Source organism: Bifidobacterium reuteri DSM 23975, from assembly GCF_000741695.1.
GTDB classification, from domain to species: domain Bacteria; phylum Actinomycetota; class Actinomycetes; order Actinomycetales; family Bifidobacteriaceae; genus Bifidobacterium; species Bifidobacterium reuteri.
In genome coordinates this window covers 19218-32364 of sequence record NZ_JGZK01000017.1, presented here as the reverse complement: position 1 = coordinate 32364, position 13147 = coordinate 19218, and the positions used below count along the sequence as shown (strand labels likewise).

The following is a 13147-nucleotide window of genomic DNA, read 5'->3' as shown; positions in this document are numbered from 1 at the left end:
CGGTGCAACCCAGGCAGAACGAGGCTCCTCAGCAGGATACGCAGACTCAGCATACGCAACCGCAGATTAGTGCTGTGCAGCCGCAAGTCCAGACGCCTACGCCGGCGTACCGGCCGGTATCGCAACCGGTGACGCCGCAACCGTACCCCGCGCAGCCGCAATCGTATGCTGTACCACAGCCGCAGCCCTCTTCTCCGTCGTACCTCGTGCAGCCTCAAGTTCAGATATCTGCACCGGAGCAGGCGTACCAGTCGACGATGCAGCCGCAGCCATATGCAGTGCCGCAGCCGCAACTATCGCTGCAGCCTCAACCTGCACCGCAGTCACAGTCGTATGACTCTGCACAGTACCAACCGCAGCAGCCGGCATATGTTGCGCAGCCGCAGCCGCAATCATACCCCGTACAACCGAACCAGTATCCTGCCCAGCCGCAGCGGCACATGCCGCAAACCGCACAGTATCAGCCGTATTCCGCAGCGCAGCCTCAGCCGGCGTACCCCGTGCAGCCGCAGCCCCAACTGCAGCCGCCGTACCGCACGCAATACCAGCCCCCGCAGCCCCAGCAGCCGCCGGTCATCGCCATCGACCCGCGCCAGGCGTGGCGTACGTGGCGCAGGCGCGTGGTCAATCGCGCGATGGGCCTTACATTCATCTATGAAGCCATGATGTACGTAGGCAGCATCATCGCGATGATTGCGCTTGGTGTAATCACACCCAGTATGGTGGAAGGCGACTCCACCAAAGGCGACGGCATTATCAGCCTCGCTTCGCTGGTTTTCGCCATGGGGTTCCTGCTCATCATGCGTCACCGTGACATCGTCACCCGGGAATTCTGGCTCGGCGGTCCGCATAGGGACAGCTACGGCGAACCGAACCAGATCGGACGGCCGAGCCAATATGGTGGCGGGCGCATGCAGCCGCAATGGTTCCTGATCTTCGTGCTGCTCGGCATGGGCACGCAAAGCGCAGTCAGTCTGGTGCAGCTAGTGCTCTCGTCGTTCGGCGCGGCGATCTCCTCGCCGACGTCGGAAAGTCTCGACCAGTCCGCGAACACCGTGACCATGTGGCTCTATATAGGCCTGTTCGGGCCGATCTGCGAAGAGGTGATGTTCCGCGGCGTGCTGATGAAGGAGCTGAAGCCGCTGGGCAGGAACTTCGCCATCGTGACCTCTGCGCTGGCGTTCGGCCTGTTCCACGGAGACTTCGTGCAGGGGACATTCGCGTTTCTGTTTGGCTTGATTCTGGGCTTTGTGGCGATGGAATACTCGCTGATATGGTCGATCGCGCTGCACATCTTCAACAACGCGGTGCTCTCCGGATTGATCGACACTTGGTTCGCCGGGCAGCTCAACGACAGCCAATACGGCGTGTATGTGATCGTGTTGACGGCGGTCGGAGCGATCGGCGCGGTGGTGGCGCTCGTGGCATACGGGCGCGGACTGAAACAGTACCGGCTGCAGAACCGCAGCATCCCTGACACGTATGCCGGATGGACTTCGCCCGTGTTCATTGTGTTCATCGTGGCGAATGTGGCGCAGGCGGCGCTGTCACTCGCCGGCGTGATGTGACGTTCGCGGCATGGCTTATCGTTGGAATATGAGTGATTTCGAGCCGTTTTATGACGTGAATCGCACGTATGAAGACAACTACGAGTATGGCCCGTTCGGCGCGTTCGCGCAGGCGCTGAAGGCCGATGTCGATGACGAACCGATTGCTGGGAAGCAGCAGGGCGAAACCTTCCTGGGGCAGCCGGTGAACCTGGCGTTCGGCATTCCCGCCGGGCCGCTGCTCAATAGCAAATACACCACTGCCGCTTTCCGCATGGGCTTCGATCTGGCGACCTACAAGACCGTGCGTTCGCGCGCATGGGGCTGCAACCCATTCCCGAACGTGCTGGCCGTGCACCCCAAGTCCGCGGACGGCTCGCTGACCCCCGGCAGCGCCGAGCTGGACGAAGGTGTGCTGGCGGACACCAATTATGAGCTGCCGATGTCCATCTCCAACAGCTTTGGCGTGCCGTCCAAGGATCCGGAGTATTGGCAGCCGGACATGCGTGCCGCCATTGCCGCAGCCGGGCCGGGGCAGGTCTTGGTGCCAAGCTTCCAGGGCTCGCGCGTCGAGGGCATGAGCGAGGCGGAATACATCGCCGACCATGCCACCACGGCCCGTTTGGTCAAGGAGACCGGCGCGAAGCTCATGGTGATGAACACCAGCTGTCCGAACGAGGGGCACAACAGGCTGCTGTGCCATGACCCGCTGCTGGTGGGACGTATCACCGAAGCCGTGAAGAACGAGATCGGCGATACGCCGCTGATGATCAAGCTGGCGTACATCCCCAGCGACGACGACCTCGAACTCATGGTGCGCTCCACGGCCGCGCGCGGCACCGTGCAGGGGTTCAGCACCATCAATACGATTTCCGCCCGTCTGGTGGACGTGCATGGCAATCAGGCGCTGCCCGGCGCGGGGCGGGACCGTTCCGGCGTGTGCGGCAACGCCATTCGCGGCACCGGCCTCGCCATGGTGAGGCGTTTGGCCGCCATCCGCGAGCGTTTGGGACTTGCTTTTGCGATTAACGGCGTCGGTGGTGTGGTGTCTCCGGCCGATTATGCGGCGTACAAGGCCGCCGGTGCAGATTCCGTCATGTCCGCCACCGGAGCCATGTGGGATGCCGGGCTGGCGCGCAAGATTAAAGAAACTCGGTGATCGCTGCGGGATATCGGGAATCGGCCCCTCGTAATGCAGTTATGCAGTGACGAGGGGCCGATTCGGAGAGATTGCGGATACGGATTACGGGGTGTCCCAGCGCAGTCTCAGGGCAGTCCCAGTGCGTTCGGACTCTCAGCTCAGGCTTCGGCGGCGGCCTTCATGGCGACCGCACCCACGTAGTAGACCGGCTTGTCGAAGTTCGGCTGGAACAGGAAGTCCACGTTGGCCAGCTGATCAATGGTGAATCCGGCCTGGATCGCCATCGAGATCACATTCGCGGCACCGGAGATGTCGGCCTTGGAACAGAACTGGCCGCCCTTAACCCTGCGGGTCTCGGGGTCCCAGGTCAGGATCGAGGTGACCGGCGTGGTGGTGAGCATGAAGTCCGGACGGTAGTCGTCGACCAGCGAGGTCTCACGCACGGTGAGCCCGCGCCGCTCGGCACCCGCCTGCGTCAGGCCGGAAGCGGCCAGGGAGAGGTCGTACAGCTGCACGGCCGAGGTGGCCTGCGTGCCCATGTATTTCACGGTCGGCTTCTCGATATTGCGGCCCACCAGCAGGCCCTGGCGCACAGCGTTGGTGGCCAGCGGAATGTAGTCGTGCTTGCCGGTCGGGTTGTAGAACACGGTGGCCGAGTCGCCGGCGGCGTACACGTCCGGCACGGAGGCCTGCATGTAGTCGTCCACGATGATTGCGCCGTTGGGCAGCATGTCCACCTTGCCCTTGAGCAGGTCGGTGTTCGGCAGGAAGCCGACGGCGAGAATCGCCATTTCGGCCGTGTATTCGCCCTTTTCGGTGACCACGGTGACTGTATCGTCGTCATTGTCGCGGAACTCCACCACCTTCTGGCCGAGCGCCAGTGTCACGCCGTGCTCCTCGAACGCGGCGGCCACCTGATCGGTGATGGTCTTGTCGAAGTTGTTGGCCAGCGGGCGGTCAAGGCCGTCCACCAGCGTGGTTGTGACGCCGGTCAGGCTGAACTGCTCGGCGATCTCCGCGCCGATGTACCCGGAGCCGATCACCACCGCCGACTTGGCGGACTTCGCCTTCTCCTTGATAGCGATGGCGTGGTCCCAGTTCTTGCACAGCAGCACATGCGGGCTGTCGATGCCCGGAATCGGCGGAATCACCGGGCGCGAGCCGGTGGTCACGACCAGCTTGTCGAAGGCGAGCGTCTCCTCGGACGCCGAATCCCCACCTTCGAGCGAGCGATAGGTAAGTGTCTTGCCCACCGGGTCCACGCTGGTCACGTCGGTGCGCATGTGCATGGTCGCGCCCGCCTGAGCAAGCGCTTCGGGGGAGGAGTAGAACATCTTCTTCGGGTCGGATACGTGATCGCCGACCCATAGTGCGATGCCGCAGGACAGGAAGGACAGGGTGCCGTTGCGCTCGAATACGTGGACGGTCCAATCCGGGTGCTCGGCGAGGATCGAGGTGGCGGCGAACGTGCCGGCGTGTGTGCAGCCGATGACGGCGACGGTGGTCATAATGCTCCTTTGCTAGTGGCCTAGGCGTCTATTGCCCTGCACTGAATCGTATCGTAGGGGGATGGAGAATGTGTGGCAGAACATGTGAGCTGGGTCACATTATTAGCACATGATTGGGTGTGGTGCCAGGAGGATTGCTGGGTGGCAGCCGCGTAGGTGCCGGGTGGGATACCACTCGGCAAGGTTCCGTGAATCGTGGGAGCGGTGCAAAGGACCCGCGGCGCGGAGGCGTTCGGCTCCAAGCGCATTTCACCGAGTGCGCACATGGGTTATGGCAAACTGGACGATAGCGTTTGAACCGCAGACCGTATATATAGGAGAATGGCGTGGCTGAGAATACGAATGATGTGCTGCATGTTGAGGGCGGCAAGCCGCTGAACGGTACCATCAAGGTCCGTGGCGCGAAGAACTTCGTGAGCAAGGCCATGGTGGCCGCGCTGCTCGCTCCGGGCAGGTCGGTGCTCAGGAACGTGCCCGAGATCCGTGACGTGCACGTGGTCTCGGACCTGCTGCGGCTGCATGGCGTGAGCGTGGATGTGGACGGCGCGAACGGTGTGGTGACCATCGACGCCTCGCATGTGCAGTTGGCGGATGTGGCGGACGTGGACACGCTGTCCGGCTCCTCGCGTATCCCGATCCTGTTCTCGGGCCCGTTGGTGCACCGTCTGGGCGAGGCGTTCATCCCGGCGCTCGGCGGTTGCGCGATCGGGGGCCGTCCGATCGACTTCCATCTGGAGACCCTGCGCAAGCTCGGCGCCACGGTGGACAAGGAGCATGAGGACGGCATCCACATCACCGCGCCGGACGGCCTGCATGGCGCGAAGATCCACCTGCCGTACCCGTCCGTGGGCGCCACCGAGCAGACGCTGCTGGCGGCCGTGCTGGCCGAGGGCAAGACCGAGTTGTCCGGCGCGGCCATCGAGCCGGAGATCATGGATCTGGTGGCCGTCCTGCAGAAGATGGGCGCGGTGATCTCGGTGGATGTGGACCGCACGTTCCGCATCGAGGGCGTCAGGGAGCTCAAGGGCTTCACGCACACGTCGCTCACCGACCGCATCGAGGCGGCCTCCTGGGCCGCGGCCGCGCTCGCCACGCATGGCGACATCTTCGTCAAGGGCGCCACGCAGCCGGAGATGATGACCTTCCTCAACGTGTTCCGCAAGGTCGGCGGCGAGTTCGACGTGACCGACACGGGCATCCGTTTCTGGCATCCGGGCGGCGATCTGAAGCCCGTGGCCATCGAGACCGACGTGCATCCGGGCTTCATGACCGACTGGCAGCAGCCGCTGGTCGTGGCGCTGACCCAGGCGAACGGCCTGAGCATCGTGCATGAGACCGTGTACGAGAACCGGTTCGGTTTCACCAAGCCGCTCGTGCAGATGGGCGCGACCATCCAGCTGTACCGCGAGTGCTTGGGTTCCCTGCCCTGCCGTTTCCAGCAGCGCAACTACAAGCATTCCGCCGTGATCTTCGGACCCACCCCGCTGACCGGCCGCGACATCGACGTGCCCGATCTGCGCGGCGGCTTCAGCCACCTGATCGCGGCCCTCGCGGCCAAGGGCCCCTCCAACGTGCAGGGCATCAGCCTGATCGACCGCGGCTACGCCGACTTCCGCGGCAAGCTCGCAGCCCTCGGCGCCGACTTCGACTGACGGTGCCGGCGGGCAGTTCGGCTTTGATTCGAAATAGTCGATGGGCGTCTCAGGCAGCGAGTCTCAGGCCGCGTCAGTCGCCGAATTTCCCGGACAGCGGCACCATCAGCACGATGAGTACGGCTGAACCGATAGCGGTGGCGGCAAGCACGGCAGCCACCGGGAAGCGGTCGTAGGCCCATCCGTACGCCATCTGGCCAAGTGGTTGGGCGCACATCGAAATGGCGGCGGTCATGGCCATCACCTTGCCGGTCATGGATTCCGGCGTGCTCATCTGGATCGTCGGAATCGCGATGAGATTGGTGAAGCAGCAGGCGATCATCGTGCAGCAGGTGAAGATCACCAGCACGAGCAATCTGGCCCATGCGCTCGCCGGAATCATGAATACCACTGCCTGAGGCACCACGGTCAGCGAAAACAGGAACAACGCCAGCGGGAAATGCCGCATCGTGAGCTTGGCGGCGAACAACCCGGCGGTAAACGCGCCGGCCACGCCGGCGACGCCCACCAGTCCGTCGGCCACGCCATAGACGGTCGCGTCGAAACCGAGCACCGTGCGGATCGTGTAGGGGAAGCCGACCGCAGAGTATCCGATGACGAGGAAGTTCAGCGCTGCGGCGAACAGCAGCAGCTGGAACACGTTCGGCCGGTCCTTGACAAGGAAGCGGATGCCTGCCTTGAAATCCTCTATAGGTGTCGGCAGCGCCTCATCGCCGCGGTCGGGCGCGGCGAGACGGATGAGGCATTCGAGCGCGGCGGCCGCGGCGAAACTCACGATGGTGATGATCATCATCAAACGGATGCCGAACATCGCATACAACACGCCTCCGAGGAAGCTCGGCAGCAACGAACCGATTTGCTGCACCTGATTGACCACGGCCATCGCCTGACGCATGGTGGCCTGACCGTGTTGGCGGAACATCTGGGGGAGCGCGGCCTGCACGGTGGGCGTCTCGAACGCGCCGAGCACAGCGAGCAGCACCTGCATCACGGCGATGGCCGCGATGTTGAACCCGATGGCTGCGAACACCAGGGCGCTCGCCAGCACCAATACGCCGGAAAGCGCATCGAGCGCCACCATGATGGTACGGCGGTTCATGCGGTCGGCCAGAACGCCGCCGAACGGAGAGAGAACGATCATCGGCACGACGGAGACCGCCAGGATCGATCCGAACACCGTGGCCGAGCCGGTTTCGTCCAACACCCACATCGACATGGCGAAGCGCAGCATCAGGTTGCCGAACACTGAGATGCCCTGTCCGGCAACGAGCAGTATGAAGTCGCGGCTGAGCAGCGGTGATCGTTGAGGTTGTGGTGATTGCTGAGGTTGTGGTGATTGCGAGGATTGCGATGCCATAAATGATTCCTTATGGTGCCTGAGATGATTCCTCATCGGTGGGATGGGGTGGAGTCGGTGATTTGTTGGCTTATGGCTATATGTGGCGGATACAGCTGGTGTGACGAATGCATTGGTCGGTTACGGCTGCGGGATTGGGATCGGTGGTTGGTCGCAACGCTTGCGACGGTTGCAGCCGTAGCGAAGCCGCCGCCGCAACGGTAGATGATTATTCACTGTCGAACGATGCGTAGAAATCAGTGGTTTGTTCGATCAGCTTGTCGTCGAACACCGGCACGCCTATGGCGCTCATCATCGCGGCGATGCACTGGACGCGATGCCGCAGTGAGGCGGACGATGCAGGATAGAACATGGGCAGTAGCCAGTAATTGGTGAGCAGGGCGATGAGTTCGGCGGCTTCGCGCGGGTATTCGGTGGGAATCGAACCATCCGCAACGCCCTGCTCGATTATGGGCAGCCAATGCTCCGGCAGATCGGCGGTCCAGAAATGCATGTTGTTGGCCAGGCAGACCGGGTCGTTGAGCATCGGCAGCGCTGCTTGATTGAGCTTGTTGTGCTCCGTGTTGCTGACGGCGAGGGTGAACAATGCCCGCAGCTTGTCGAGTCCGGTGAGGTCTTCTCGGGCCATGATTTGGTCGCGGAGTCCCTGGCTGTAATCCCAATCGGCGCTGTTCAGCCGGTCCAGAATCGCTTCCTTGGATTTGAAATGATGGTAGATCGCTCCTTTGGAGAGGTCGCCGAGCCGGTCCACGATGTTCTGGACAGTGGTCTTTTCGTATCCCTTCTCGACGAACAGATCACGCGCCGCTTCAAGGATGCGGCGCTCGGTCACCTCCGGATGCGCGTTGCGTGCCATGTGCTCCTCCTTCCTGAAGGACTTCCGTCGTTTCCCCAATCTTTCGATTTCCCCGAATTCCGCCGATGGGGTGCTGCCGGCATTTGCGTCTAGGGAGGGAAACCTTGTGATTGTCGAGTGCTGGCTCGCACTATACATACCGACGGTCGGTATGTATAGGGGTTCGGCGGGTCCCTGCGGAAAAGCGATGGTTGTTGTTGGCGGAGTTCGGGCGGTATGTATCGCCACGGATGTGCGTCCACGGTCCTATTCCGCTCCAATGTGATGCGTGGGAGTCCATGGGGATCCATGCGAATCCGCAGTCGCAGCCACAAGTGCCACAGGCCGGTCGCGAATGAGAAGGCGAAGTCATAGGCGAGGAGTCTGCAAACGTCGGTGCGGCCGGTATCCTTGGAAGAATGAGTCCTGAAGCCTTAAGTGAACTGATTTCCAAGATTGCCCACAACCTGGTTGCCGAGGGCAAAGCCGGCCAACTGACCGACGATCTGATCCCGCCGGTCGACAAGCTCGCCGTCATGCGCCCGAAGGATCGCGCGCACGGCGACTGGGCCTCCAACATCGCCATGCAGCTGGCCAAGAAGGCCGGTATGAAGCCGCGCGACCTGGCTGAGCCGTTCGCCGCCGAACTCACCGAGGCGGATGGCGTCAAATCCGTGGAAGTGGCCGGCCCCGGCTTCATCAACATCACCCTTGACTCCGCTTCGGCCGCCGCCGTGGTCGATCAGGTGCTGGCCGCCGTGAAGGACGAACGCGGCATCTCCACGTTCGGTCGCAACGAACACCTTGCCGGCAAGACCCTGAACCTCGAATTCGTCTCCGCCAACCCCACCGGCCCGATCCACATCGGCGGCACCCGCTGGGCAGCCACCGGCGACTCGATGGCCCGCGTGCTCGAAGCCAACGGCGCCAAAGTCGTGCGCGAATACTACTTCAACGACCACGGTGAGCAGATCAACCGCTTCGCCAAGTCGCTGGTGGCCGCATGGGCCCGCGCCAACAACCTCGGCGAGGCCGGCTACCAGACCGAAACCCCGTTCGATGGGTACAAGGGCGCCTATATCGACGAGATCGCCCGCCGCGTACAGGACGAGGCCAAGGCGGACGGCGTGGACCTGACCGCCCTCCAGCATGAGGACCAAGGCCTCAACGCCGACGGCGAGCCGGTCGGCGAATCCGATTCGGAGCTGCGTGAGGAGTTCCGCAAGCGCGCCGTACCGATGATGTTCGACGAGATCCGCAAGTCCATGAAGGACTTCCGCGTGCACTTCGACGTCTGGTTCCACGAGAACAGCCTGTATCAGGATGGCGAGGTGACGCGTGCCATCGAAGAGCTGCGCGAACGCGGCGACATCTACGAGAAGGACGGTGCCACCTGGTTCGAGTCCACCAAGCACGGTGACGACAAGGACCGAGTGATCATCAAGTCCAACGGCGAATTCGCATACTTCGCCGCCGATATCGCCTACTACTGGAACAAGCGCCACCGCGACGGCAAGCCGTCCGCCCCGGCCGACATCGCCATCTACATGCTCGGCGCCGACCACCACGGCTACATCGGCCGCATGATGGCCATGTGCGCGGCCTTCGGCGACAAGCCGGGCGAGAACATGCAGATCCTCATCGGTCAGCTGGTCAATGTGCTCAAGGACGGCAAGGCCGTGCGCATGTCGAAGCGCGCCGGCAACGTCGTCACCATCGACGACCTGGTCGAGGCCATCGGCGTGGACGCATCCCGCTACTCGCTGGCCCGCACCGACTACAACTCGCCGGTGGACATCGACCTCAACCTGCTGGCCTCCCATTCCAACGACAACCCGGTTTACTACGTGCAGTACGCGCACGCCCGCTCCTGCAACGTGGACCGCAACGCCGAGGCCGCCGGCATCTCGTATGACGGTGCCGATCTGTCCCTGCTGGACACCGAGGCGGACGGCGAAGTGCTCGCCGCGATCGCCCAGTGGCCGGCGCTGCTGACCTTGGCGGGCGACGCGCGCGCCCCGCATCGCGTGGCGCATTACCTTGAGGATCTGGCCGCCGCCTACCACAAGTGGTACAACGTGGAACGCGTGGTGCCGATGCCGTTGACCGACCCGGAGGTCCGCGGCGACGAGGAGGCCCGCAAGGCCCTCGAAATCGCCAAGAACCCGGAGCCGGCGCGCGCCGCCGCCCGTCTCAAGCTCAACGACGCCGTCCGCGACGTGATCGCCGCTGGCCTCGACCTGCTCGGTGTTTCTGCGCCGGAAAAGATGTGATGGCCTTCGGCCATCGCTGTATTTCGCGACGCTCGCGACGTATATGACGAATGAGGCAGTCCCGATTATGGGGCTGCCTCATGTTTTTCTGCTGCTGTTTACCGATTGCGGTTTGCGGTTTGCTTGCACATCGTTCACCGGTTTGTGCACTACCGTGGTGCTGATGTGGTAATATTAGCCACAACTGTGCACATATGGCTGTATGTTCATTGGAATTTAAGGAGGATTGCCATGACCGCAGTGACGACTTCCCCGAATGCGACGGAATCCAAGGCCATCAGGGCGAGCAAACAGGTGATCGCCCAGGCGTCGGAAGTGGCCGAGGAGTACGGGCTCACCCTCGCCTCCGCTACGCGTGCATTCTGGACGCAGATGGCCCGCACCCGCAGCATTCCACTGACCTTTGAATCGGAGAAGCCGAACGAGGAAAGCCGCGAAGCCATCCGCGAAACGCAGGAGATCATCAAGAACGGCCGGACGCATGATTTCAAGACGGCTGATGATATGTTCGCCAGTTTGGGAATTTGATTATGCTGGAACCTGAATACACGCCTCGATTCAATAGGGATATCAAACGTCTGAGGAAAAAGCGGATTGATACTGCTCCTTTGCGACAGGTGGTCAGGCTCATCCTTGACGACACCGTCGAATCCATCGAGGAGCTGAAACGCCGCCACAACATGCACACGCTGTCCGGAGAGTGGAAGGGCTCCAACGAATGCCATATCGCCAACGCCGGCGACTGGCTGCTTATCTGGTGCACCACCGACGATCTCGCCATCTTCCAGCGCACCGGCTCCCACGACGAACTCTTCAGCTGACGGTTCAGAGTCGCTGGATAATCGGCCGCTGAGCGGCCGGGGCCTGAGGACGGCAGACCTGATGAAAAGCAGACCTGAGGGCAGCAGCGGACCGCGCGTGCTCGGGCCGTCGAGTCGCACACATTGCAGGTCGGATGGTGCCGCACGACCCGCACAATGGAATATCCGGCGGCACTGTGCACACCGATGTGGCACAGTGGTAGCCAGACCAGTCTGAAAACGCTGCTGCAATCAGGGCCATACGCCTCTGCAGACGCCTGTAAGCGCCAGCAGACGTCGAACGACATCAAGGGACATCCAAGGAGACACCATGCCTATCACCCATATCTGGCCCGCCGCTTCGGCCGTGGACCCGGCCACCGGAGCCATTGAATTCCACGGCCGTACGGCCGAATCGCTGCTGGACGAGTTTGGCTCGCCGCTCTATCTCATCGACACCGACGAGGTCAATGAGCGCGCCCGGCACTTTGTGCGCGCCGCGGCCGCCGCATTCAACAACTCCACCACGCACGTGAGCTTCGCCGGTAAGGCGTTCCTCTCCAAGGAGATCGTGCGGCTCGTGCTCGACGCCGGCATGTACGTGGACACCTGCACGATGGGGGAGATGCGCATCGCCCTCGCCGCCGGTGCACCCGGCCGTCGTCTGGTGCTGCACGGCAACAACAAGTCCGACGCCGAAATCGAGCTTGCCATCGAACAGGGCTTCGCCAAGATCGTCGTTGACGAGCCCGGGGAACCCGAGCGTATCGCGGCCATCGCGCGTCGTCTCGGCAAGCGCGCCCGTGTGATGCTGCGCGTCACCGTCGGCGTGCACGCGGGCGGGCATGAATACATCTCCACAGCGCACGAGGACCAGAAGTTCGGCGTACCGCTGCTGCCGGCCAATGCGAATGCCGCCGTACTGGATACCGCGCTCAAGAATCTCGCGGACGTCACTCCGGCAGTAACCAATGCGCGATTCGCCGAAGCGACTGCTGCTGCTGCGGACAGTGCCGCAAGCGCTGCGGACGGCGGTGTGGAAGTTGGACATAAGGGCGAACGTCAGCTGCAATACAATCTTCGCTACCCATACGATTTGAGCCACGAACAGGTTTCAGACAAGGACAAGGCGCTCGCCGAGGCGATGACCGCCATCGCGGACGGTCCGGCCATCGCCGTGCTGAAGACCATCCTCGCCAATCAGGATGTGTTGGAGCTCGTGGGCGCGCACTCGCACATCGGCTCCAACATCCATGATGCGGACGCGTTCATCCAGGCCGGCAAGCGCATGATGCTGCTGCGCAAGACCTTGTACGCCACCGATGCGTTCACCCTGCCGGAGATCGACCTCGGCGGCGGTTACTCCGTAGCCTACACGGATGGCGAGGATTCGATGGACATCGACGTGGAGCTGGGCCGCTTGGCCAAGGCTGTGGGCGAGACCAATCGTGCGCTCGGCATGCCGGCTCCCGCGATTTCGTTCGAGCCGGGGCGTTATATCGTCGCCCCCGCAGGCGTGACTCTGTACCGCGTGGGCACCATCAAGCATGTGCACCTGAGCGGCGACGGCGACCGTGCGCCGAAGGATGCCGAAGGCAACCCGATCAGCGAACGCGTGTATGTGTCGGTTGATGGCGGCATGTCCGACAACATCCGCCCAGCCCTGTACGGCGCCGATTACACCGCGCGACTGGCGAACCGGGCGGGCTCTGCCGAGACGATGCTTGCGCGCGTCTGCGGCATGCACTGCGAGTCCGGCGACATCGTGGTGCATGAGGTGAGGCTGCCCGCCGATTTGCGGCGCGGCGACATCCTTGCCGTGCCGGTCACCGGCGCCTACGGCCGCACGATGGCGAGCAACTACAACCAGGCGCTTATTCCGGCCGTCGTGGCTGTCAGCGAGATCGGGGCGCATGTGATGCTGCGCCGTCAGACGATCGACGACCTGCTGGACCTCGACGTCAGCGAGTGACATCCGCTGATGACGCCGGCGGACGAATGGACAGTCCCCGGTCGCTGTAGGAATCAATCCGT

10 protein-coding genes are annotated in these 13147 nt (G+C 62.9%); 7 read left to right on the top strand and 3 right to left on the bottom strand.

Annotated elements, in window-relative coordinates:
* Positions 1-440 precede the first annotated feature (440 nt).
* Together BREU_RS09545 and BREU_RS09540 are read left to right on the top strand one after the other, a co-directional pair.
* Entirely contained in the window at positions 441-1568 is a 1128-nt protein-coding gene (locus BREU_RS09545) for a CPBP family intramembrane glutamic endopeptidase (RefSeq protein WP_081886684.1), read from the top strand.
* Between the two features lie 28 nt (positions 1569-1596).
* The gene (locus tag BREU_RS09540; RefSeq protein ID WP_044089885.1) at positions 1597-2706 is read left to right on the top strand and encodes a beta/alpha barrel domain-containing protein; all 1110 of its coding nucleotides are present in this window, start codon (positions 1597-1599) and stop codon (positions 2704-2706) included.
* 140 nt (positions 2707-2846) lie between these two features.
* Here the strand turns inward: BREU_RS09540 and BREU_RS09535 are convergent, their stop codons facing one another.
* The gene (locus BREU_RS09535) at positions 2847-4196 is read right to left on the bottom strand and encodes an NAD(P)/FAD-dependent oxidoreductase (RefSeq protein WP_044089886.1); all 1350 of its coding nucleotides are present in this window, start codon (positions 4194-4196) and stop codon (positions 2847-2849) included.
* 326 nt (positions 4197-4522) lie between these two features.
* Between BREU_RS09535 and murA the strand changes: the two genes are divergently transcribed.
* Positions 4523-5848 carry a UDP-N-acetylglucosamine 1-carboxyvinyltransferase gene (gene murA / locus BREU_RS09530; protein WP_044089887.1) on the top strand — a complete coding sequence of 442 codons (1326 nt, stop codon included), beginning with the start codon at positions 4523-4525 and terminating at the stop codon, positions 5846-5848.
* Between the two features lie 73 nt (positions 5849-5921).
* Here murA and BREU_RS09525 read toward each other — a convergent pair whose 3' ends face one another.
* Together BREU_RS09525 and BREU_RS09520 are read right to left on the bottom strand one after the other, a co-directional pair.
* Positions 5922-7205 (bottom strand): MFS transporter, encoded by a 1284-nt coding sequence (locus tag BREU_RS09525; protein WP_044089888.1) that lies wholly within the window; start codon positions 7203-7205, stop codon positions 5922-5924.
* Positions 7206-7413: 208 nt separating this feature from the next.
* Positions 7414-8061 (bottom strand): TetR/AcrR family transcriptional regulator, encoded by a 648-nt coding sequence (locus BREU_RS09520; protein ID WP_044089889.1) that lies wholly within the window; start codon positions 8059-8061, stop codon positions 7414-7416.
* A gap of 398 nt (positions 8062-8459) precedes the next feature.
* Here BREU_RS09520 and argS point away from each other — a divergent pair, with 398 nt between their 5' ends.
* The 4 genes from argS (at position 8460) to BREU_RS09500 (ending at position 13085) form a co-directional block, all read left to right on the top strand.
* A complete protein-coding gene (gene argS, locus BREU_RS09515) occupies positions 8460-10313 on the top strand; it encodes an arginine--tRNA ligase (RefSeq protein ID WP_044089890.1) in 1854 nt (617 codons plus the stop codon).
* A gap of 231 nt (positions 10314-10544) precedes the next feature.
* Positions 10545-10841, top strand: coding sequence for a type II toxin-antitoxin system RelB/DinJ family antitoxin (locus BREU_RS09510; RefSeq protein WP_044089893.1), 297 nt, complete (start codon positions 10545-10547; stop codon positions 10839-10841).
* Positions 10842-10843: 2 nt separating this feature from the next.
* Complete coding sequence (locus tag BREU_RS09505; protein WP_044089894.1) at positions 10844-11134, top strand: type II toxin-antitoxin system RelE/ParE family toxin; 291 nt, start codon at positions 10844-10846, stop codon at positions 11132-11134.
* Positions 11135-11444: 310 nt separating this feature from the next.
* Positions 11445-13085 (top strand): diaminopimelate decarboxylase family protein, encoded by a 1641-nt coding sequence (locus BREU_RS09500; RefSeq protein WP_044089895.1) that lies wholly within the window; start codon positions 11445-11447, stop codon positions 13083-13085.
* Positions 13086-13147 lie beyond the last annotated feature (62 nt).